The sequence below is a fragment of the Kangiella sp. genome, assembly GCF_014762745.1.
Classification (GTDB): domain Bacteria; phylum Pseudomonadota; class Gammaproteobacteria; order Enterobacterales; family Kangiellaceae; genus Kangiella.
The window spans coordinates 1-22440 of sequence record NZ_JABURJ010000024.1; the positions used below are offsets into that span (position 1 = coordinate 1).

Annotated in this window: 26 protein-coding genes; 11 read left to right on the top strand and 15 right to left on the bottom strand. The window is 44.3% G+C overall.

Features of this window, described 5'->3' with window-relative positions; genetic code table 11:
• The first annotated feature begins 60 nt into the window (after nt 1–60).
• Nucleotides 61–468: a GFA family protein gene (locus tag HUJ19_RS01370; protein ID WP_290621785.1), complete on the top strand. Its 408-nt coding sequence runs from the start codon at nt 61–63 to the stop codon at nt 466–468.
• Nucleotides 469–481: 13 nt separating this feature from the next.
• The gene (locus HUJ19_RS01375) at nt 482–1312 is read left to right on the top strand and encodes a hypothetical protein (protein WP_290621786.1); all 831 of its coding nucleotides are present in this window, start codon (nt 482–484) and stop codon (nt 1310–1312) included.
• Nucleotides 1313–1415: 103 nt separating this feature from the next.
• Here the strand turns inward: HUJ19_RS01375 and rplI are convergent, their stop codons facing one another.
• The 3 genes from rplI to rpsF are packed head-to-tail and all read right to left on the bottom strand — an operon-like array spanning nt 1416 to nt 2537.
• Complete coding sequence (gene rplI, locus HUJ19_RS01380) at nt 1416–1871, bottom strand: 50S ribosomal protein L9 (protein ID WP_290621787.1); 456 nt, start codon at nt 1869–1871, stop codon at nt 1416–1418.
• A 25-nt stretch (nt 1872–1896) separates the two neighbouring features.
• Complete coding sequence (gene rpsR, locus HUJ19_RS01385) at nt 1897–2124, bottom strand: 30S ribosomal protein S18 (RefSeq protein ID WP_012800504.1); 228 nt, start codon at nt 2122–2124, stop codon at nt 1897–1899.
• Nucleotides 2125–2138: 14 nt separating this feature from the next.
• Nucleotides 2139–2537, bottom strand: a complete 399-nt coding sequence (rpsF, locus tag HUJ19_RS01390) for a 30S ribosomal protein S6 (RefSeq protein WP_018625237.1) — start codon at nt 2535–2537, stop codon at nt 2139–2141.
• A 137-nt stretch (nt 2538–2674) separates the two neighbouring features.
• Between rpsF and HUJ19_RS01395 the strand changes: the two genes are divergently transcribed.
• From HUJ19_RS01395 to HUJ19_RS01405, 3 genes are read left to right on the top strand one after another with little or no spacing between them, the layout of a single operon-like run.
• Nucleotides 2675–3235, top strand: coding sequence for a hypothetical protein (locus HUJ19_RS01395; protein WP_290621788.1), 561 nt, complete (start codon nt 2675–2677; stop codon nt 3233–3235).
• Nucleotides 3225–4205, top strand: a complete 981-nt coding sequence (locus tag HUJ19_RS01400) for a hypothetical protein (protein WP_290621789.1) — start codon at nt 3225–3227, stop codon at nt 4203–4205. Before HUJ19_RS01395 ends, HUJ19_RS01400 begins: the two co-directional genes overlap by 11 nt.
• Nucleotides 4206–4207: 2 nt before the next feature.
• Complete coding sequence (locus HUJ19_RS01405; RefSeq protein WP_290621790.1) at nt 4208–4696, top strand: pilin; 489 nt, start codon at nt 4208–4210, stop codon at nt 4694–4696.
• 4 nt (nt 4697–4700) lie between these two features.
• Here HUJ19_RS01405 and asnC read toward each other — a convergent pair whose 3' ends face one another.
• Nucleotides 4701–5171, bottom strand: a complete 471-nt coding sequence (asnC, locus tag HUJ19_RS01410; RefSeq protein ID WP_290621791.1) for a transcriptional regulator AsnC — start codon at nt 5169–5171, stop codon at nt 4701–4703.
• Between the two features lie 178 nt (nt 5172–5349).
• On the opposite strand from asnC, the gene asnA reads away from it, so the two are divergent.
• The 5 genes from asnA to HUJ19_RS01435 all read left to right on the top strand — a co-directional run bounded on the left by asnA (nt 5350) and on the right by HUJ19_RS01435 (nt 10512).
• Nucleotides 5350–6342 carry an aspartate--ammonia ligase gene (gene asnA, locus HUJ19_RS01415; protein ID WP_290621792.1) on the top strand — a complete coding sequence of 331 codons (993 nt, stop codon included), beginning with the start codon at nt 5350–5352 and terminating at the stop codon, nt 6340–6342.
• Nucleotides 6343–6845: 503 nt separating this feature from the next.
• On the top strand, nt 6846–8069 hold the full coding sequence (locus HUJ19_RS01420) for an Nramp family divalent metal transporter (RefSeq protein WP_290621793.1): 1224 nt from the start codon (nt 6846–6848) through the stop codon (nt 8067–8069).
• A gap of 50 nt (nt 8070–8119) precedes the next feature.
• Nucleotides 8120–8878 (top strand): 5-oxoprolinase subunit PxpA, encoded by a 759-nt coding sequence (pxpA, locus tag HUJ19_RS01425; RefSeq protein WP_290621794.1) that lies wholly within the window; start codon nt 8120–8122, stop codon nt 8876–8878.
• Nucleotides 8879–8890: 12 nt separating this feature from the next.
• Complete coding sequence (gene pxpB / locus HUJ19_RS01430) at nt 8891–9586, top strand: 5-oxoprolinase subunit PxpB (protein ID WP_290621795.1); 696 nt, start codon at nt 8891–8893, stop codon at nt 9584–9586.
• Nucleotides 9583–10512 carry a biotin-dependent carboxyltransferase family protein gene (locus HUJ19_RS01435; RefSeq protein WP_290621796.1) on the top strand — a complete coding sequence of 310 codons (930 nt, stop codon included), beginning with the start codon at nt 9583–9585 and terminating at the stop codon, nt 10510–10512. The genes pxpB and HUJ19_RS01435 overlap by 4 nt, the downstream gene beginning before the upstream one ends.
• Here HUJ19_RS01435 and HUJ19_RS01440 read toward each other — a convergent pair.
• From HUJ19_RS01440 to HUJ19_RS01470, 7 genes are all read right to left on the bottom strand, one after another.
• Nucleotides 10509–11168 carry a hypothetical protein gene (locus tag HUJ19_RS01440; protein ID WP_290621797.1) on the bottom strand — a complete coding sequence of 220 codons (660 nt, stop codon included), beginning with the start codon at nt 11166–11168 and terminating at the stop codon, nt 10509–10511. The two genes, HUJ19_RS01435 and HUJ19_RS01440, sit on opposite strands and share 4 nt — an antisense overlap.
• 2 nt (nt 11169–11170) lie before the next feature.
• On the bottom strand, nt 11171–11854 hold the full coding sequence (locus tag HUJ19_RS01445) for a hypothetical protein (protein ID WP_290621798.1): 684 nt from the start codon (nt 11852–11854) through the stop codon (nt 11171–11173).
• Between the two features lie 107 nt (nt 11855–11961).
• Nucleotides 11962–12486 carry a hypothetical protein gene (locus HUJ19_RS01450; protein WP_290621799.1) on the bottom strand — a complete coding sequence of 175 codons (525 nt, stop codon included), beginning with the start codon at nt 12484–12486 and terminating at the stop codon, nt 11962–11964.
• The gene (locus HUJ19_RS01455; protein ID WP_290621800.1) at nt 12479–14053 is read right to left on the bottom strand and encodes a tetratricopeptide repeat protein; all 1575 of its coding nucleotides are present in this window, start codon (nt 14051–14053) and stop codon (nt 12479–12481) included. Before HUJ19_RS01455 ends, HUJ19_RS01450 begins: the two co-directional genes overlap by 8 nt.
• On the bottom strand, nt 14025–14765 hold the full coding sequence (rlmB, locus tag HUJ19_RS01460) for a 23S rRNA (guanosine(2251)-2'-O)-methyltransferase RlmB (RefSeq protein ID WP_290621801.1): 741 nt from the start codon (nt 14763–14765) through the stop codon (nt 14025–14027). Before rlmB ends, HUJ19_RS01455 begins: the two co-directional genes overlap by 29 nt.
• Before the next feature lie 30 nt (nt 14766–14795).
• Nucleotides 14796–17213 carry a ribonuclease R gene (gene rnr / locus HUJ19_RS01465; protein ID WP_290621802.1) on the bottom strand — a complete coding sequence of 806 codons (2418 nt, stop codon included), beginning with the start codon at nt 17211–17213 and terminating at the stop codon, nt 14796–14798.
• A gap of 144 nt (nt 17214–17357) precedes the next feature.
• Nucleotides 17358–17648 carry a hypothetical protein gene (locus HUJ19_RS01470; RefSeq protein WP_290621803.1) on the bottom strand — a complete coding sequence of 97 codons (291 nt, stop codon included), beginning with the start codon at nt 17646–17648 and terminating at the stop codon, nt 17358–17360.
• 106 nt (nt 17649–17754) lie between these two features.
• On the opposite strand from HUJ19_RS01470, the gene hldE reads away from it, so the two are divergent.
• Nucleotides 17755–19218: a bifunctional D-glycero-beta-D-manno-heptose-7-phosphate kinase/D-glycero-beta-D-manno-heptose 1-phosphate adenylyltransferase HldE gene (hldE, locus tag HUJ19_RS01475; RefSeq protein WP_290621804.1), complete on the top strand. Its 1464-nt coding sequence runs from the start codon at nt 17755–17757 to the stop codon at nt 19216–19218.
• Nucleotides 19219–19309: 91 nt separating this feature from the next.
• On the opposite strand, the gene HUJ19_RS01480 is transcribed toward hldE, so the two are convergent.
• The 4 genes from HUJ19_RS01480 to HUJ19_RS01495 all read right to left on the bottom strand — a co-directional run bounded on the left by HUJ19_RS01480 (nt 19310) and on the right by HUJ19_RS01495 (nt 22321).
• Nucleotides 19310–19639: a hypothetical protein gene (locus HUJ19_RS01480; protein WP_290621805.1), complete on the bottom strand. Its 330-nt coding sequence runs from the start codon at nt 19637–19639 to the stop codon at nt 19310–19312.
• Between the two features lie 57 nt (nt 19640–19696).
• Nucleotides 19697–19957: a hypothetical protein gene (locus HUJ19_RS01485; RefSeq protein WP_290621806.1), complete on the bottom strand. Its 261-nt coding sequence runs from the start codon at nt 19955–19957 to the stop codon at nt 19697–19699.
• 546 nt (nt 19958–20503) lie between these two features.
• On the bottom strand, nt 20504–21265 hold the full coding sequence (locus HUJ19_RS01490) for a class I SAM-dependent methyltransferase (protein ID WP_290621807.1): 762 nt from the start codon (nt 21263–21265) through the stop codon (nt 20504–20506).
• 459 nt (nt 21266–21724) lie between these two features.
• Entirely contained in the window at nt 21725–22321 is a 597-nt protein-coding gene (locus HUJ19_RS01495; protein ID WP_290621808.1) for a Yip1 family protein, read from the bottom strand.
• Nucleotides 22322–22440: the final 119 nt, after the last annotated feature.

Below are 22440 nucleotides of genomic sequence, written 5' to 3' on the forward strand. Positions count from 1 at the left end.
TCAAACGACCTAGAGTATTTTGAACAGCAGGAAGTCAGACACTTAGTCTAGGAGGTTACTATGCAAATCACGGGCTCATGCCTTTGCGGCAAAGTTGAATTTGATATCAGTGATAATTTTGACAGTTTTTATCTTTGCCATTGCTCCAGATGCAGAAAAGCAACTGGAACTGTTCACGGTGCAAACTTGTTTAATACTAAAGCTACTTTAAACTGGCTCCAAGGCAAGCAACTGGTAAAAAGATATAATTTGCCAAACACTCGCTTTACCAAAAGTTTTTGCTCAGAGTGCGGTTCACCAGTACCTACCGAAATCGGTGACAAAATTGCCATTGTTCCGGCGGGAAGTTTGAACTCATCACCAAATATTAATCCTACTGCCCATATCTTTTGTGACGATAGAGCTAGCTGGGAGGATCTGTTGGGAGATACCAAGCGATTAGCTGTCTACCCACACAATAAATCTTAATAAGGATCTTACAATGAAAAAACTTTTAATTACTGTGCTTGTACTTGTGACATGTGGCTGCCAAACAAACTCAAAGCAAGATAGTGACAATATTAATACCGTCACTTCTTCTGAGGAGTCACAAAATCCTCTATTCTACACACCTGAGCAAATTCAAAAACTTCAATTCAGTGAGCAGGCCGGTTATTTCATCTGGATAAAAGACTCTCTCGCCTGGACGGCAACAGATAAGATCCGTGAAGAGATAGATCTAAGTCAGATTGAAAACCCACAAGGCTGGCTTGTACATCTTGATCCTGAAGGAAACCATCGAGTCAGTTTTTATCGCTCCACTAGAAACGAAGAAATCCTGTCATTCGCCGATGTTTTCTATAATGACAGCTTTGAAATTTCTGGCTTTGAAGCCAATCCAAAGCGAACGGTTACAGAAGAAGAAAAGACTATGCTTAAAGCACTCTCTAGCGCTGGAAATAGTATTACCGAGGCTTGCTCAGAAAACCTGAACAGCGTAGTACTAGAAGATGATGCAGGCTGGAATGTTTTCTTTTTGACACCACCGACAGAGCCCGGCGTTATTCCGATTGGTGGAGCTCAAAGAATTTTAGTATCACGTGACGGCAAGACAGTCTTAGAGCAAGAGCCTTACTCTAAAAGCTGTATGCATTTACAACCCCAAGGAGAAGATGTACACGCGCTAATGATGACTCATATTGTTGATGAAATCCCCTCTCCGGTTCATGTCTTTACTAGTCTGAGTTATGACTACCCACTTTATGTAGCTACCTCATTGGGGTTATGGAAAGTTGTTGATGGTGATATCGAAGAAGTAAAAGATAAGAAATAATACTAAAATGGAACTGATGGATATATAAAGTATTGGCGTCGATCAAACGCTAGAAAAAGAAAAGGCACCCGAAGGTGCCTTTCTTATATAAGCTTTAAAACTATTAAGCTTGTTCTTCGCCAACAACGATAACTTTGATGTTAGCTTCAACTTCTGGGTGCAAGTGCACTTCAAAAGTGAATTCGCCAGTTTGACGAATCGCGCCTTCTGGCATACGAACTTCTTTTTTCTCAAGTTCAACGCCTTGGGCTGTAACTGCGTCAGCGATGTCAGCTGTGCCAACAGAACCGAACAATTTACCTTCGTCACCAGCGTTTGCTGCGATAGTCACAGTCAAGCCAGCTAGTTGCTCTGCACGCGCTTGTGCTTTAGCCAATTTCTCGTCAGCGGCAGCTTGTAGTTCAGCACGACGCTCTTCGAAATGTTGGATGTTTTCCTTAGTTGCAGGAACCGCTTTACCTTGTGGAATCAGGAAGTTACGACCATAGCCAGCAGCTACAGTTACGCTATCACCTAAGTCACCAAGATTGCGGATTTTTTCAAGTAGAATGACGTTCATCGTTATTTCCTCTTAAAAATGCCGCTTATTCGTGGCTGTCAGTGTAAGGCAACAAAGCCAAGAAACGAGCGCGTTTTACTGCAGACGCCAATTGACGTTGGTATTTTGCGCTTGTGCCTGTGATACGGCTAGGTACAATTTTGCCTGTTTCAGTGATGTAGTTTTTCAATGTTGCGGTATCTTTATAATCGATCTCAACAACACCTTCAGCCGAGAAACGGCAGAACTTACGACGACGATTAAAACGTGCCATGATATGTCTCCTTATTACTCAGCCGAAGCTTCTTCAGTTGATTCAGATTTCTCTTCTTTGGCTTCTTTACGAGGCTTCTCAGCTTTCTCGTCTTTTTTAGCAGCAGCCATAGGAGAGGCTTCGGTAACAGCTTCTTTACGACGCATTACCATGTTACGCAAGATTGCGTCATTGAAACGGAATGCATCTTCAAGCTCTTCGATGATTTCGCCTGTAGTTTCAACGTTCATTAAAACGTAGTGCGCTTTATGAAGTTTGTTGATTGGGTAGGCTAGTTGACGACGACCCCAGTCTTCTAAGCGGTGTACTGTGCCAGCCGCGTCTGTGATCATCTTTGTGTAACGTTCGATCATGCCAGGCACCTGATCAGATTGGTCAGGATGCACTAGGAATACGATTTCGTAGTGTCTCATTAAAGTCTCCTTTCGGTTTCCAGCCACCAGTAACTCTTTGATTTGTATAAAAAGTTAAAGGCAACAAGGAGTAAACCAGATTGTCAAAAAATTAGTGGATAGCCACTAAGGGCGCGTATTTTAAGGATTTTAGCCCTTTGGGTCAAGGTAAATTGACCTTGCCAGCCAGCTGTATTAGTATCGACTCAAACATGGATTTTAGAATTATAACTTTGGACTCTCTGCGCAAAAAATACCCTTTTCAGCTCGCCAAGAGCTTCTTTAAGGCCGATTCCTGGTTGAGCCTGGAAGTTATGGCTGTGCTGGTGATTATCACGACGCTATACCTTTTGGGTCTGAAACTGACTGCTGACTATCTCTATAAGGTGGCTTTTGCCGCGCCTTTAAGTAATCAGTTTATTGAGTCACGCATCGAGCAGCAGGAATACTACGCCTGGCACGGTACCTTTGACGCCAGTAGACGTGACTTTGAGCTCGGACTGTCGAGCGAAGAGTTGCCACAGATTTCTCAGCTGTATAGCCAGAATGGCCGGATGCACATCGCCATGCAGCCTTTTCATCAATACCCCTCGACAGAACTAACTTTTATACTGGATGATAGTCATAATTCAGTAATCCGTCCTGTTTGTCAGACGGAGCAAAACTCAACATTTCACCTAATGCCCTATATATGCAAGATAAATTCTTATGAAAAATAATAATCAACAGTTCTACTTGCGCCAGTTTGTACACCTGATGGCCAAGGGCGAAGAGCCCCGAACGGCATTTAACATCATGGTTAACGAAGTTCCTGCCGAGCAACGTGATCGCTGGCAGCAGGCGCACACTATTTATGAAGCGACCCAGAGTCTTGAGCGCGCTTTTGAAAAGCTGAATATCAAAAGCTCGCCAATTACTGAGCAATTACGTCGCGGCAAGGAGCTGGGCCTGAATGAGCTTGAAGTCCTGCAACATTACACCGCGGCCAACTCCAGCGAAATGCAGATTGCACAGATTATTAAAAGTCGTATTCTGCGCAGCACTGGCTATGCGGCGCTCTTGAGTGTGATAGCTTTGCTGGTACTTACCGTATTTAGTTTCAAGTTAATACCGCTCTACAATATCATGGCCTTTGATGGGCAAATGTATTCCTCCGGTTTCCAGCAGCGAATGGATGTACTGCAATTCAAATCCTGGTGGTCTTTACTGCTGTATTTACCGCCGGTTTTGATTATTGGTCTGTTTATTCTGGCCAACCTTGCCTCGGTTGAATCTTATACCCAAAGCAAGCTATTGACTAAGCTGCCCATCATGCGCGGCATTATGATGCAGTTGAGCCGAGTACGATTTGTTCACAACTTGAGCGCATTCTACGAGCGCTTACCCGAGAATCAGGCCGAGCGAACAAAAGCACTCAACTCACCTTTCTTCAGCCAGTCAGAACAGCTGACTTTTGATCATATTTTCTACGCACAGGAAAAAGAGCAACTACAGGCTCTTTTGAAATTACAGACCTTTGCTGAGGAAAGCCCCACTTTAATTAACACCCTGGAAACGCAGGCGATTGAGTCGACTCATCGCAAAACCGGTATTTTGGCCATTGCCCTGCACCTGTTGGTCATTGCCATTGTGTTCCAGGTTGTTCTTTCGATTTATTTACCGATTTTCCAGATGGGTACAGGATTTTAATTATGAAACAGACAATAAAAGCATTTACCTTACTTGAACTAATGGTAGTCGTGGCCATTATCGGCATTCTGGCAGCGATTTCATTGCCCGCATATCAGGACTATATCGTGCGAGCGAAAATTGCCGAGAGTATTACTTTAGCCAGTGAAGTTCAGAGCACGGTGAAGGAATATTATAAGTATCACACCAAGTTCCCGGCTAATAACCTTGAAGCCGGAGCGCCTAAGCCGGAGCATTTACTGGGCAACTATGTCAAAGGCATACAAGTGGAAGATGGTGCGATTCACGTGACGCTGGGTAATAAAGTGAACCAGCCTCTGGATGGCAAGATATTAAGTATCAGACCGATTTACGTGACCGCCAGCCCTACCAGCCCAATTTCCTGGGTGTGTGGTGGCGATGAACCTCCCGAGGGCATGAGCGCAGCTGGCGAGAATAAAACCAACATTGACGCTAAATACCTGCCTTCAAGCTGTCGTAAAGCATATTAGCACCTTAAGTTAAAAGCCCGTCAATATCCCTATGGATCGGATTCTGTAGGGATATCATGGTTTCCGTCGAGCGCACCTGCTCAATCGCCTGTAATTTATTAATCAAGACATCCTGAAAGGTTTCGATATTCGGTGTCACCACCTTGGTCAAAATACTGTATTGGCCAGTGGTGTAATAGGCCTCTATCACTTCCGGGATTTGCTCCAGTAAAGCGGCCACCGGCTGATAGTCCTTGGCGCTCTTCAGGAAAATACCGACAAAACAGCAGACATCAAAGCCTAGCGCCTTGGGCTCAATTCTTACCTTGGTGCCTTTGATGATCCCGGCCTGACGCATTTTCTCTATTCGGACATGAATCGTTCCTGCACTGACATCCAGCTGCTCGGCAATTTTGGCGTAAGGTGTACGTGCCTCGAGCAACAACTCCGACAGTATCGATTTATCCAGATTGTCGATTTGATAATCTTTTTGCAATTCACAGCCCCTTTTTTAGACATTACCCAACAGAAACCCTATTAATTAGATCTTATATCGCTAACAAACTATTTTATTAGACAGATATTGCATATTAACTCGCCAAATTAGATAAATATAGCTCAATTAGTCAATTGCTTATCGATATAACAACGATTCATAGGAAAAGGGGTTCATCATGCAACAGTTACCACACCAGGCTTTTGTAAAGGATCAAAAGCTCATTCAAGCCATCAAAAGCCGCTTCACCGAAGCGTTATGCGAGGCACTTTCCCTCATCGAAGTCCAGGCGCCGATTCTAACCATCAAAGGCGACGGCGTGCAGGATGATCTGAATGGCGTCGAAAGACCGGTGTCGGTATCAAGCAAAACACTCAATAAGCAACTGGAAGTTGTGCAGTCACTGGCTAAGTGGAAACGGCTGTTATTAGCGCGTGGTGGTTTTCAGGCCGGTCACGGTATTGTGGCTCAAATGCGCGCCTTGCGCCCCGATGAGGAATCACTAAGTGAACGTCATTCCTTATATGTGGATCAATGGGACTGGGAAAAAGTGATTAGCCCTGCCGAACGCACCCTGGATTATTTAAAGCTAACCGTTGAGCAAATTTATGATGCCATGCGCTCCATTGATTTAGCTATCGCGCAACAGATGGGACGCGAGCCGATTTTGCCAGAGCAGATCACTTTCATTCATAGTGAAACTTTACGCCAGCGCTATCCTGAGCTCACCGCCAAACAGCGTGAACATGAAATTTGTAAGGAATACGGCGCTGTATTCCTGATGGGGATTGGCGGCGAATTAGCTGATGGCAGTATCCACGATGGTCGCGCACCAGACTATGATGACTGGAGCACACCTACCAGCGAAGGTCTGCAAGGTTTGAATGGTGATATTCTGATCTGGAACCCAATCCTCAAAGACGCCTTTGAAGTGTCTTCCATGGGTATTCGGGTATGTAAGGATACACTTATACGACAGCTCGAACTACGCCAGTGCCAGTACCGCCTGCATATGCCCTGGCACCAGAAACTGGTACAGGATCAATTGCCATTAACCATCGGCGGCGGTATTGGTCAGTCACGTCTCGCCATGCTGTTATTGATGAAGTCCCATATTGGGCAGGTTCAATTCAGTGTATGGCCCGATGAAGTAGCGGTGGGTTTGTTGTGAGCATGTCTTGGCAGGGGCAGTGCCGGTGTGCCTGACCACTGTAAGTTGAGTCAGCTAGGGCCGAGTCTTATCCAACCTACTCAAGAACCAACTGTACGGACAACTCATGAGTTGTCCCTACACTAACTTTCACATTTCACGGTAGGGGCAGTGCCGGTGTGCCCGCCCACTGTAAGTTGAGTCAGCTAGGGCCGAGTCTTATCCAACCTACTCAAGAACCAACTGTACGGACAACTCATGAGTTGTCCCTACACTAACTTTCACATTTCACGGTAGGGGCAGTGCCGGTGTGCCCGCCCACTGTAAGTTGAGTCAGCTAGGGCCGAGTCTTATCCAACCTACTCAAGAACCAACTGTACGGACAACTCATGAGTTGTCCCTACACTAACTTTTACATTTCACGGTAGGGGCACGACAAAACCCATCGCCCCCCATAGGCCTGACTTGCTAAAACCCTGATAAATCAGTAGGCTCAAAAGATTCTCACCGACACGATACCTCCTGTGACAAAACGTAAATTCTCTTTTGGACCCGCAACTCTGGTCACGGCCGCTTTTATTGGCCCCGGTACAGTTACGGTTGCCACCAAAGCCGGTGCCAGCTTCGGTTTTGTATTGTTATGGGCGCTGGTGTTTTCGGTTATAGCCACCATGATTCTGCAGGAGATGACTGCACGTCTGGGAGTAGTTGGTCGTAAAGGTTTGGGGGAATCTATTCGCGAGCAATTCACCAACCCTTTGGCTAAAGCCGTTGCGGTGTTACTGGTTATCAGCGCAATAGTAGTGGGCAATGCTGCTTACGAGGGTGGCAACATCGCGGGGGCAACACTTGGTATTGATGCCGTCTTTGGCGAATGGTTTCTGGCTGGCACGCTGAACGGTTGGGCTTTACTGATTGGCATCATTGCTTTTGTGCTTTTATGGACAGGAAGTTACAAACTGATCGAGCGCTTTCTGATTGCCATTGTGTTGCTGATGAGCGTTTCCTTTATTCTAACTTTTATTATTACAAAACCCGACTTGGGCCAACTCTTATCTGGCTTATTGATTCCATCTCTGCCAGATGGTGCAACGCTAACAGTCATCGCATTAATCGGCACCACCGTAGTTCCCTACAATTTATTTCTACACGCCAGTAGTGCCAAAAAGAAATGGCACGATGAGCGGGATTTGCCTGAAGCCAGGCGTGACTTAATGATATCGATTCCGCTTGGCGGTCTGATTACCATGGCTATTATCTCTACCGCCGCTAGTGCATTTTTCACAAAGCAGATTGAGATTAATTCAGCTGCGGATATGGCGCTCAGTTTAGAGCCTTTGTTTGGAGCTAGTGCCAAATACCTGATGGCGCTGGGACTGTTTTCAGCCGGTATTACTTCGGCAATTACCGCTCCACTGGCTTCGGCCTACGCTCTTGTTGGCTTGATGCAGCTTGGCAATGACATGCGCTCTTATAAATTTCGTGCCGTCTGGATCAGTATTTTGGCTACTGGTGTGGTTCTGGCCTCCATTGGTTTTAAGCCAATTTCGATTATCTGGTTTGCACAAATTGCCAATGGCATCTTGTTGCCAGTTATTGCCATTTTCCTGTTATGGACCATGAACCAGTCATTTCTCGGTAAACACAAAAACTCACTACTGCAAAACCTGTTGGGCGGATTAGTAGTACTGGTAACTTTGATGCTCAGCGCACGGAGTCTGCTGTCTGCTTTCGGGTTTGTAAATTAAAGCCAGTAACAACAGCTGGACACCAAAGGAGTATGCTAGAATAGCAGGTTATGAGCACAAAGAAATTTATCGACATTAACTGCGACTTAGGCGAAAGCACTAATCGACAACAGTGGGAAACTGATTCGCACTTAATGCCTTATATTTCATCCTGTAATATTGCCTGCGGTGGTCACGCTGGGAACTCTGAAAGTATCAAGGTGACAGTTGCCAATGCCATTCATAATCAGTTAAAGATTGGTGCTCACCCTTCCTACCCAGACAAAGAAAACTTTGGTCGTATTTCAATAAATATTTCAGAGCCTGAGTTACGTCAAACATTACGCCAGCAAATTGAAGCGATTGCCGAAGAGTGCGAACGCCAGCAAACAGAGCTGCATCATGTCAAACCGCATGGCGCTTTGTATAATGACGCTGCTGCTAACAAAGATCTCGCCTATATCATCGCTGATGAAATCAAAAACTTTGATTCTGACTTAAAGCTGATGGGGCTCGCTCAATCGAACCTGTATCAGGCAGCACAAGAAGTTGGTTTAGACTTTCTACATGAAGGTTTCATGGATAGAAATTACCACGCCAATACTCACCTGGTTCCAAGAGGTCATACCCAAGCATTACACAAGAGTCTTGATCAAAGTCTTAACCAGGCGCTGAAGCTGGCAATCGGCGAAGCCATTACTTCCATCGAAGGCACTCCATTGAATCTGAAAGTAAACTCTATCTGTCTGCATGGAGATAATCCCAATGCCAGAGACATTGCACAGCGACTCTATCAGTTATTGCGCGAACATGGGATTGAAATTATCTAGGTCACTTCAAGGATGCAGACTTTCGATTTTCAGATTTTTATTCATAGCGACCACTCCATTCTTATTGAATTCGATGGCTCAATTTCTGAGGATCTGTTGCGCTATATTTTGGGCGTTGCCGAAACAATCCAACACAATCCTCCGGCAGGTTTTGTTGAATTAGTTCCTGCCTATAACAGTCTGCTCATTATATTTGACCCACTAAACTTCACTCCTGACACCGCCTTGTCACACATCAAAAGCTCTATCAAAAAAGCTCAGGCAGTTAGTACTAAACAGAGTAACACGATTGAGATACCTGTCTGCTATGACCCGCGAGTTGCAGAGGATCTTGACTATGTGGCTGACTATTGTGGCATGACTGTTCAGGAGTTGATTGACGCTCACTCGCAACAGGAATACACCGTTTATATGCTGGGTTTTCTACCGGGCTTTCTTTATCTAGGCGATCTGGATAAGAGACTGCACTGCCCTCGCCGTGATAATCCGCGCACAAGAATAGAAGCTGGCTCTGTTGGAATTGGTGGCAGTCAAACAGGTGTCTACCCGATTGCCAGTCCGGGCGGCTGGCAGATTATTGGGCGAACCCCAGTAGCAATGCTGGATGTAGAGCAATCACCTCCCGCCATTGCTAAACCACTGGATAAAATTCGCTTTGTGCCAATTAGTTTTGATGAGTTTGAAAAGTTGGATAAGGAGGAAGCATGAGCATTCGTTTCCTCAAAGCTGGCCTGCAAACCAGTTTACAAGATTTGGGGCGTCATGGTTTCAGACGTTACGGAATTCCAAATAATGGCGCGCTCGATCCAGTCAGCCTGCAAATAGCAAACTGGCTCGTAAACAAGCCTCTTAACTCTGCCTGCCTTGAAATAACCCAGGCCGGCCCAGTTGTTGAGTTCACTGAGGACGTTGCCATAGCTGTTACCGGTGCTCACTTTGAACTTTCGATAGATGATATCCCAGTCGATATGCATCAAACGCTATTAGTGAACAAAGGAGAACGATTAACCTTTGGCAAATTGGTTAATGGCGCCAGAGCCTATCTGTCTTTTTCTGCAGAAGCTGATTTACCTAAAATAATGAACAGTTACTCAACAAACTTAATGGCTAACTTTGACGGCTTTGAAGGAAGAGCTTTTAACAATAACGACACCCTGACCTTGAAGAACCACTTCATGCCAGAAGTAAAGGAAACACCCAAGGAGTTGCAGCTTCAGTTTGGTGATAATTATCAAATACGTTTTATACAAGGCAGAGAATGGTCATGCTTTTCTCAAGATATACAGCAACAATTTCTACAAACATCTTACCAAGTCACCAGCCAAAGCAATCGCATGGGAATGCGCCTGAAAGGCTGCGCACTTAAAACAGAAAAAACCTTGTCCATGACCACCGCTCCGATCACACCTGGCACTATCCAGATACCACCCGATGGCCAACCAATAATTACTTTAGCGGATGGTCAAACAACCGGCGGCTATCCAAGAATTGGTCAGGTTATTACAGCAGATTTGCCGATTTTGGGACAACTGAAAGCTAATGACTCGATTAGCTTTCAGGAGATAGATGTTAAAGGTGCGCTAAACTTTTTAAGTCAAAAATATAACTTGATCAATCGCTTATTCAACTACTAATCAGACTCTTCTTCGGCAGGATAGAAATAAATATCGAGCTCACCTGTATTCTCATTTGGAATAGATCTTGTGTGATAATCTTTAAACGTGTCTGAATCGAAGGCTAGGATGCTTATTCCCATAAGAATTGAAATAGCTTCCTGATCAGTATCCTTATAGGGTGTTATTGTCAGCTTACACATACTTGTTTTGCAGGAAACTCCTTGCAAACTAAACTCAGAAATCAAATCAGAACTGGTAATCATGTCAGTGATATGCTCTTCAGAGTCATAAGCCCATCCAGGATTAACCCCCTCCGCCTGATACTGCTTAGCTTTTGCAAGGTTCTTCTGATCAATACCTTCGTATGTATACACTTCATTCTGAGGGCTCTTTAAGTCCTCATTAGAGTCAATCGGTGTAGATTCAGAATTATTACTTTCATGTCCAGACTCATACCCCGAACTTTGAGCTTCCTTTTCAGCTAGTGCTAGCCTATTTTTCAAACGAACAATCTCATTTTTTAAATCTGCCAGTTCGGTCTGCGAGCTTTCACCAATGTTACTTAGTGAGTCATCTTTTAAAGACTCATCAGGCTCAACCTCTGATTGACCTAATAATAGAAAACCATTAAGAGCCAAGGATGACAATAGCAGTATTGTATAAACTATTTTCATTATTATTCCTCAGAGACCTCTTCATCTTCCTGATACAGATACATAAAGATTTGGTTAGTTTCCTGCTCAATAGTAGCTCGATTGCCAAAGTCCTTCAAAAGATCGCTTGTATTCATCAACTGTGATGCATCCATCATCGCCATCATTTTGCTTGACTGTTTGTCATCAAAGGTTTCAAGAGTCACTTTACAAACAGTCGTTTTACAGGTTACATCTTTCAGGTTTAACTGATTGGTGATATCAGAATTAGCAAATAGCTCATAAACTTCATCCTGATGCTTAAATGCCCATGCAGGATCAACAGATTCGTTCTCAAAGTCCTCCATTGGTTCATTCATATCCAGGTTGAGCTTCTCTACTAATTCTTTATCCATCGCCTTACTTGTTTTAAAAGTAAATGCATCTGAAGGCTTTGAGGCTAAATCAGCTTGCTGCTGTTTGAGCATTGCGATTTCATTTTCAAGTTCAGCAATTTTATTTAGGTACTGCTGTTCTTGATTGTCGCCTTGATTTTCCTGGGTTCGTATCTGCTCAACGTTTTTTGCTTCAGTTTGCGCTTTAACCTCAGCTTTTTGTGTGGTTACTTCTTTTACGTTCACCTTTTCTATCTGCGAGTCGCTATTTACCAAGAAATAACCATTCGCTACTAAAGATAAACCCAATAAAACATAAACAACTTTATTCATTCTAATTTCCTTTTCCTTCAGTTAACACTATTATTTTGTTCTCTATTAAACCGCATCATCTTGAGTTGCCATATCATTAGCAATTGAAACAGTCAGAATATCTTAGCCTACTCTTGAATGGTATCGAAACTCACATCCATACTGACATACAAAATGCCTACATATTTAACTTCATGAAGCATGGGGCCAGTCATAATAGGCACTTGGTTTATATACAAAGTAGCGGCCCCTTTATCTTTTACTATAGAAATTTTAAAAGTGTTATCTAGGCTATTGATATTTTTTGACTCCTCAATTTGGAGTGAGTATTTGCCTTCTTTGTCTTTAGTGAAATACTTATAGCTACTATAAGTTACCTGATCTGAAAAGCTTATTCTAAACTCAATAAAGGATGACAGGTCCTGGTTATACAATCGGTGAGCAACACTGGGGATCCATTTCCCTAAATTATATTTGTGAATACTCACTGTTTGTTGCACTATGGATTCATCATCATAAGCATGCAACAGAAATTCGTTGTAGTGTCCTTGCTCAACTTCATGAGTAACATGAAATACATTATGATTATCGTTATGTACTGTTGCACAGCCACTTATAATTAAAGCGAACATGAGCGTCATTAATTTAATCATTATTAGTTTCCTTATAGGCATTAATTAATGTCTTGGCATTGGTGTTGCCCGAACCCACGCGCTCAACATATTCGTCAATCGCAACTTTCAGGTGATTACCACTACCAAACTGGTCGATATAAAGCGCGTCAAAGTAATCAGGGTTTTCATCAACAACGCCCATCAACAATGCATATGCCCTTTCGAGATCATTTAATTGAATAGCACAACGCGCAAGATAGACCTCTGAGAATGAGTTTTCATGACCAGGATATAGAGCCTCAATTCGGTTGAAATATTCGTTTGCATTCGAACAGTCTCCCTGCTGAAACTTTACGGTACCTAAATTATTGATCACTCTTGATGCTTTCGGTGTTAATTCCAGTGCCTGTAACAGAGTTTTCTCCGCTTTTTCCAACTCTCCCATTTTAATGTAAAGATAACCTAGATTATTTAGAGCACTAGGATATGCTTTATCGATAGATATTAATTCAGAGAGGTATTGCTCAGCTTTGTCATACTCTTTTAGCTCATCAAAAATTAATCCTGCCTGAAATAAATCGTAAGTATCCTCTGGCGAGAGCGCTAACGCTTTTAAACTATATTCTTTTGCTTGCTCATATAACTCCAGATCGTACAGACTCCTGGATAGACCTGACAAAGCAGTTTGATATTCTGAATTATACTCTAACGCTTTCTCAAAGCTTTCCTTTGCCAGCAAGTAGGCTTCTTGATCGAGCAATAACCATCCTTTCTCGGAGTGGAGGTATTCACTGTCAGGATTTAATTCTAGGGCATAAGCCAAATGATTCATGGCATCAAGGTAACGACCTTGTGCCTGGGCAATGTCAGACTTTAACCAATAATTCTCCCAGAATTTTGGAGCTCTCTCAATAGAACTATCGAGGTATTGCTCTGCGAGCTCTGTGTTACCTTCTTTTTTATAAATAAAGGCTAAAGAATAATAGGGTAAAGGATTATCAGGGGATAAATCTATTGCTTTTTGGTAGTGCGGTTTGCTGTCTTCTATTCGATCCAATTTCTTTAATACCATAGCCAGCAAGTAATGAGAGGCGGGGTTATTGGGTTCCAATTTCATGCCTTCAATAATACTTTGATAAGCCAACTTATAGTTGCCTTCGTCAAAAAAGTCATGATAACTTCTAATGAGGTTATGATAATCAATGTTTTCAGAGAAACGGTACTTAATGCTTAAAAAACCAAAACGGTTAGGTTTGTCTTTAAACCTGGTTTGCTCAGAAAACAAATAGCTTCTGATAGACTGACGAAGATCTTTTTCAACATATTTATTTTGAATAGAATACTCTTCAACGTACCCTTCCTCGTCAATTTTAAAAAGTACTTTCACGATATCCTGATAACCATTCATTTCATCAAAATATGGGTAATGGAACTCAGGTGCTGGGTATTCTTTAAGAGCAATTTTAAGCTCAACCTTAACCTCAGCCATCAATGAATTATGAAAAAATGAGACAACGAATATAACCCCAAATACTAACCTCTTCAAAACCATCTCCTTTTTTACTTTTAAAATTTTTTTAATGACTTCTTTGTCGCACCGCCTCAAATAGGGTTACACCCGTGGCAACAGACACATTCAAACTGGAAACCTCTCCAGCCATGGGTATTTTAATCAGGTAGTCACAGTTTTCGCGTGTCAATCGACGCATACCTTCGCCTTCAGCACCCATGACAATGGCCAATGGGCCAGTTAGATTGGCCTGATAAATATCCTGCTCTGCTTCGCCTGCGGTTCCAGCGATCCAGACTCCGGCTTCCTGCAACTGCTTCATCGTTCGAACCAGATTAGTTACAGGAATAAATGGAACGGTTTCTGCCGCACCACAGGCAACTTTACGCACCACATCGGTAATGCTGGCGGCATTGTCTTTTGGTGCGATAACCATGTGCACACCGGCCGCATCGGCGCTTCGCAAACAGGCGCCCAGGTTATGTGGATCGGTCACGCCATCCAGGATCAGGATAAGTGGAGCTTCGTCAATTTGACTGAGCAGTTCTGGAATGTGCTTTTCATGAAAACTCTTCTTTTTCTCTGGACGACAAACCGCAATCACCCCCTGGTGACGTTGATCGGTCATTTCATCCAGCTCATCGCGGTCTTTTTGAATCACAGGAATGTTTTTATCCTGCGCCAGTTTTACCACTTTATGCGAACGCTGGTCATGACGATTGCTTTGAATATACAACCGCTCCACTCGTTCGCTACTACGTTTTAATAGGACTTCAACAGCATGAAGTCCATAGACTAGTTCTGACATGAGTAACTCTTTTAAATTAGATTAAAACTGCTATTTACTTTTTTTCTTACCATTCTTGCCGCGTTTTGGCTTGGTGTTTTTGGCACCTTTCTTGGCACTGCCAGAGCTTGGCTTACCACTTTTATCTGAGCCTTTTCTATAGTCGCGACGCTTTTTACCATCTTTGCCTTTTTTACCATCGCCACTTAGAGAACCGGACTTTTTAGCCTTGGCATAAAGTTTTTTACGCTCCTGACCTTTTGGTTCTTCACGCTTAACATGCTCACGTTCAAGCAGCGCAAAATCAATATTCCGTTGCTCCATATCCACGTTAGCCACTTTAATTTTAACGCGGTCACCAACACGATAGGACTGTCGTTTATGTTCACCAATAAGTCGCATCTTCAATGCATCGAAGTGATAGTAATCATCACCCAGCTCACTGATATGGATAAGTCCTTCAACGAACAATTCATCCAGCGCAACGAAGATTCCGAAGCTGGTTACACTGGAAATAGTGCCCCAATACTCTTCACCAACACGGGTCAACATGTACTCACACTTCAGCCAGTCGACAACATCACGTGTTGCCAGGTCGGCGCGGCGTTCGGTCATAGAGCTGTGCTCAGTAAAAGCTACCAGTTCTTTTTCCTCATACTCCAGGCCACCTTCGGTTCCAGCCATATCAAATTCTTTGGCTAGTGCTGCTTTAATAATTCGATGTACCAAAAGATCCGGATAACGTCGAATTGGCGAGGTGAAGTGTGTATAGGAATCAAAAGCCAGGCCAAAATGTCCCTGATTATCAGGGCTGTACACTGCCTGCATCATGGAGCGCAGCATCATAGTCTGAATCAGTTCCTGATCGGGACGCTGTGCGATAGCATCATGCAGCTCACGGTAATGACGAGGCTCTGGAGTGGATCCCCCAAACAGGAAAATACCTAGCTCACCTAAAAAGGCTCTAAACTTTTCCAGACGCTCTTCAGATGGCCCTTCGTGAATTCGAAAGACCCCAGGCTTTTCATGCTTCTCGATAAATTCTGCCGCTGCCACATTGGCACAGATCATGCACTCTTCAATAATCTTATGTGCATCATTTCTGACCCGGCCAACAATTTTTTCAATCTTTTTATTTTCATCAAAAATAATCTGGGTTTCAGTGGTTTCAAACTCAATCGCACCACGCGCTTCCTTTAACTTAAGTCGTGCCTTGAACAATTCGTGCAGTTCTTTCAGATCGCCAACCAGTGGCGCATACTCTTTTTGTAAAGCTTCGTCCCCACTTAATATGCCCCACACCTTGTCATAGGTGAAACGAGCATGGGAATGCATGACGGCAGGATAAAACTTTGATGCTGTGACCTGACCCGTTGCCGTTAATGACATCTCGGCCACCATACACAGACGATCCACTTTTGGTTTCAATGAGCAAAGACCGTTCGATAACAGCTCAGGCAGCATCGGCACCACAAACTCTGGGAAGTAAACTGAGTTACCACGCTCAAGTGCTTCCTGATCCAACGCCGAGCCAGGACGCACATAATGACTGACATCAGCAATGGCAACCCACAAGGTCCAACCGCCTTTTGATTTGCGGCGACAGTAAACTGCATCATCAAAGTCGCGGGCATCTTCACCATCAATGGTAACCAGCGGCAGCTGACGCAAATCCACGCGGCCCTGCCAGTCTTTTTCTGTGACCTCAACGGGTAGTTCGCCAACCTCAGATAGAACATCATCAGGCCATTCGTGTGGGATCTGATGATTTCGAATGGCGATCTCAATTTCCATACCCGCAGACAAGTAATCACCCAATACTTCAGTGATAATGCCCCGCGCATGCTGATTTCGTTTTGGTCTTTGAACAATTTGTGCAACAACCACCTGACCGATTTCTGCATTCATGCAATCATCAGGGGCAATAATCAAATCGTGTAAAATTCTGGGGTCTTCTGCGGTGACAAATTTGAGTCCATTTTCTTCTTGCAGGCGCCCCACGATGTGGCTGGTAGAACCATCTAGAATTTCAACAATGGCGCCCTCGGTGCGACCGCGTCGATCCACATTACGGACTCGCGCCAGCACCTTATCGCCATGAAATACGGTCTGCATTTCTCGTGGTGACAGATACCAGTCGTCGCCACCTTTTTCCAGCGCCAGATAGCCGTAGCCATCACGGTGTGCCAGAACTTTACCTCGCACCAGGTCGGTGGCATCCACCAGACAGTAGCGCCCCTTACGGTTACAAATTAATTGGCCGTCACGCTCCATAGCGTTTAAGCGTTTCTGCAACGCTTCGACCTGCTCAGGTTCCTTCATCTCCAATCGCTTGGCCAACTGGTCCAGCGACACCGGCTCTCCCGCCTCTTCTAACTGACGCAGAATAAACTGGCGGCTTGCAATGGGGTTCTGATAGCGCTGGGCTTCTAACTCAGCTTGAGGGTCCTGATTCTTTCTTTTTGACATATAGTATTCCTAGTTACAGAGCCATCAAATAATAGCTCTAAGCCATTGTAACGGTTATCCGTTACAAGGCCAATGTGTCCCGGCCAATATCTCCAGATAGTAAAAAGGCGACCAGAAGTCGCCTTTGACAATGACTCTTACCAACTAGCCCTTCTTAGACTCCGCAATGTAATAACGTGCCTTATCTGCATTACTGACGCATGAATCATAGGCTTCTACTGTCTGACTGGTTTTTGCCGCAGTAAGCAGACTGGCAGCCTTGGTGTAATTTACAGTTCCCGCAAACCCCTGACTTTCAGCAAAGTTCAGTTCTTGATAAGCAACATCAAGCGCCTTACGGCAAGTTTCTGCACTTTCGCTCTTTACCGCACCGGCACAAGCCGTTAAGCCAATAGATGCAACGCTCAATACTGCAAACAATTGATATCTTTTCATTCTAATTCTCCTGATTAGGAACGCAGTTTTACTATAATCCAGTCAATGATTACCGCTAGTACACCCTTCACAATTTTCCGATTAACTCTTACATGCCCGCCGACAAATGGGTATTATTACCGCAACATCAAGCAATGACTGGGTTTGCCCCTTGAAAGTAACGCTACCTGACTTTTCCAAAGCAAAGATTTTAGTAATTGGCGACATTATGCTGGATCGCTACTGGCATGGTGGCACATCGCGTATCTCACCAGAAGCCCCCGTACCGGTGGTCAATGTTCAGGAAACCGAAGACAGAGCTGGCGGTGCCAGTAATGTGGCGCTGAATATTTCAGCGCTGGGTAGCCGGGTGACTCTATGCGGCATCACGGGTCAGGATGAAGCAGCGGACAGCCTCAGCAAACTGCTTGATAGCCATAATATCCAATGCGCCTTTGATCAAAGAGCGCACCAGAACACCATCACTAAGCTGCGAATTATCAGCCGTCACCAGCAACTGATCCGTCTCGATTTCGAAAAAGACTTTTCATTGCAGTCAGGCGTGAACCTTGAGCTGGTTTCAGAGCTTGTAAGCCAGCACGATTTAGTGGTGTTATCCGATTACGGCAAAGGCACCCTGCAGGATCCACAATCCATTATTCAGGCCGCCAGAAAAGCAGGTAAACCGATTGTGGTTGATCCCAAAGGTTCCGACTTCAGTAAATATCAGAATGCCACCGTCATAACGCCGAATCAGTCTGAATTTGATTTGATTGCAGGTAGCAGCAGTAGCGAAGAAGAATTCCTCAGTAAAGGTCAGACGCAAAGAGAAACCTTGAAACTGGACGCCTTATTGGTAACTCGCAGCGAAAAAGGCATGGCACTATTTGAACATGACCATGAACCTTTCCTACAGCCGACTCAGGCGCGTGAAGTATTTGATGTGACAGGTGCAGGCGATACCGTAGTTGCAGCATTGGCGACAGGACTTGCCAGCGGACTGGATCTTAAAACCGCAACCCAGATTGCCAACCTGGCTGCCGGTATTGTCGTCGCCAAACTGGGAACAGCAACCGCCACTCGTCAGGAACTGCTCAATGTCATGTTGCAGCACCAGCCACTATCGCAAGGTGTGGTCACTGAAACAGAGTTGCTCGACCTGATTCAAAAATCCAAAGCCACCGGCGAAACCATCGTCATGACCAACGGCTGTTTCGACATACTACACGCAGGCCATGTCACCTATCTCAAACAGGCCGCTGCCCTCGGTGATCGATTGATTGTCGCAGTTAACAACGACGACTCAGTACGCAAGCTTAAAGGCGAAGGCAGACCTGTAAATCCAGTTGATCAGCGTATGGAAGTCCTCGCTGGACTCGCCAGCGTAGACTGGGTCGTAGAGTTCACAGAAGACACACCTGCTCGCTTAATTGGCGAATGTCTGCCTGATATTTTAGTCAAAGGCGGCGATTACAAACCAGAACAGATAGCCGGCGGCGACGCCGTTATGAACAACGGTGGCCAAGTGATTATTCTTGATTTCGTGGATGGGGTTTCAACTACGAAGATTATTGAAAAGGCACGAGGATAATTTACTAATAGCAGAGATTCTTTAAAGCAAATCCTCGAAGTGACTACTGTTCCTTTGAGGCTACAGTATCTATGGCTAGTTGTAGCTCAACTTAATTACAGTTAACATGATGAACAATTAAAAACATACCGTGGTCAGCTTCTACTGTTGGGTCAACCATCTCCTTGCCACTTGATATTTGACACTCTCTACCCAGTTTTTCCACGAACTTATTAACCAAGTCCATTCGTACAGTATCTGAATAATGCGGACTAACGGTGTTTAATTCAAAAACGCACAAATAGGTGTGAGCTTTATCATTTGCCCACTTGGGTTGAACGAAGCAACCAAAACCAATTCCACTTTCAAAGTTTACCTGCTTATTAGAACAAGCAAATAACAATAAACTAGCCAAAATAGCTAAACTTTTAATCTCACTCATATTTCCACTCTAACTTATGCCGTAGCGGCCTCGACGGTTATGACTAACGGTGCAGCCTTAACCAACAACACAAATGCGCTCCTGTGACCAAATGGTAGTATGGAACCACACATTACCTTCGCGTTTAAATTCATGACCACTAAAGCCGCAACCGTTTTTATCTCGAGTATATGCACAGGCACCAATGATGTCTTGACCGTTTTTATACCAGATAACTCCACTCGGCATCCCTTCGAAATGCACTGAATCGAACATCATTGCAGCTTCGAACGGAGGTGTAATTCTTTTCCAGCCCGCCCCCATGTACTCTTCACACATATTTAATTGCAGACTCTCTGGCTGACGGAAAAAGTTTGGTTTTGTTGCACATGATGCAACAAAAAATAAGATAAATATTGAGCTAATTATTCGCATAGGCATTAAGCATTATATTACAAGACATCCCTGATAACTATTTTTGCTTTTAATTCATTATGTTTAATATCCATTTACCCGTTAAATACAATATAAAAGAAGACATTTACGTAATTGTTAGCAATTTATAATAGACGCGTTCTTAGATATTGCAATCGCTTCTATGACTTGAGGGAGTTCTAAAGACACTGGATTGTCGGGTCAAGCCCGACAATGACGAAACTGAGGCACTCGTAGTGTACCCCTAGGGCAGTACTCGTAGGGTGCGTCATGACGCACCGACACAATGTCAGTCTCTTCTTCGGTTTAGAACAAATACTGATACTCTCAGGCTTGGGCTGCCACTCGTGTGCATCGCCAGGCTATTCTTTATAGAAAAGCAAAGAGCAGATTCCGCATCGGTGTGCGGAATGACAATCCTTTCACTTCAATGCAAATCATCCAACGAGATTAACTCTCTGGCTTTCTGCAAACAGTAAGCTTAATTGGCCACTGTACTTTTTTCATGTGGTTTGTATCACACCAAGCGAAGATGAGTTTTTGCGATAGTTGGCTGATGGGGTTTTTCTGTTCCTGCTGAATATAGTTCTGTGTTGCTGACCAGCTGTTGAGGTAGCCGATAACTTGGTCGAATGACCAGGTTTTTTCCACTTTAAAGTCTGGCGTAGGTATGGTCTGAAATGGGAATTGGTAATCGGCGAAGTGATTTTCCAGCGTTTCTCGCTGCATTGGCCAATAATTACCTAGGATGTGATCATAAAGATGTCTTATTACGGCATCCACTTCCAGATTGATTTGCAGTAGTTGGTAATTCCAGACGGCAAGGATGCCGCCGGGTTTGAGTATTCGTTTTGCTTCGGCAAAGAATTTATCGATATCAAACCAATGCAGTGCCTGGGCTACGGTGATGATGTCCATGCTTTCATCGGGGAATTTGCATTGCTCGGCTTTGCTGACGAAATATTTGATGTTTTTGCGCTGATGGGCATTTTCGAGCTGGCGAGTGCTAATATCAGAGGCATAGACTTTTGTAAAATGTTGAGCCAAGCCAATTGCAGCCTGACCATTTCCGGTTGCAACATCCCATGCATTCTCATGGCTATCGCTTGACATGGCCAGATAATGAAATAGTTGATCCGGGTAATCCGGACGGTAACGCCGATAATTTTCGGCATTTGTTGAGAAGTTAAATCCTTTATATACAGAATCCATCGTATGCCCCACTCCTGTTCCTCTGGAATTGTCGGCCATGGTTAGAATGACTGAGTGCCGACATGGCTTAGAATAGCGCGGAAGCTTGGGAATTTCAAAAGGAATTATGGTGGGGTTGTTTGCGGTTTGTGGTAGGGACAAGGGTCTGCCCCATTGGGTACTCATGAGTTGTCCGTACAAAGAGTTGCGGCAACATCAAAAAACCAAGAGCAGATTCCGCATCCGAGTACGGAATGACAAGACTGTTGGGTTCGTTAGGGGCGCACCTGTGTGCGCGCCGGAAGAGTACATAATATAATGGTGGGTCAAGGCCCACCCTAGGGCAGAATCAGCATTCAGTCTCTGTTTTGTCGTAGGGACAAGGGTCTGCCCCACTGGATACTCATGAATTGTCCGTACACTGTGTTGATTTTAGAAGCTGGTGTTGCCAGAGGGCCAGCTTTTGCCCTCTGATAGTGATTAACGGGTAAAGACGGGCCCCATGCCGTTAGCCCAGAAGATAACGCTGATGGCCAGGACCGCTACGGTCAGGACAAGGGCTACGGTTAAGATCGAGTTGGTGAATAAAATGCCACGATCTTTGTCGATCCCCATCATAATTGGGGTTCCAGCAAACAATATTCTTAATGCCAAAGCAACGGCAACAAGAGTCAGCAAGGTGTTGAGCCATAACAGTGGATAGGCGCTGGTAATGCTGATCAGGAATAGTGGCATGCAGGAATAGGCCACCAATACAAAAGCATCGCTGACGGTTGCATTTGAATCGTATGTTTGCGCCATCCAATGAACCAGACGGGCAAAAATGTAGAGGCCAACCAAGATGGCTAAATAGGCCGCAATTGAAATAACCAGCGCACTTTGCCAGGTGAGTTTAACCGGTTCTTCGTAACCGATACGCCACCCGCTGTATACTGCGCCAATAAAAGCGAAAACTGGTGGCAATAGCGCCATCCAGATCACCATCCGAATATAAGCCTGTTTTACAGAAAAATTTTCTTCTTTGAGTTGTTCCCAGGCTTTCGCTGGATTATATAGAACGTTAAAACGATTTTTCATTGCCCTGCCCCTTGTCCTTTCCGGTTTTTCTAGTCTATAGACTTTTAGTGGTGACACTTACTCCCGGCTAGAACGTTCAATTGATTGAAATCGGTAATCGTCACTTCTTTATCTTTTAT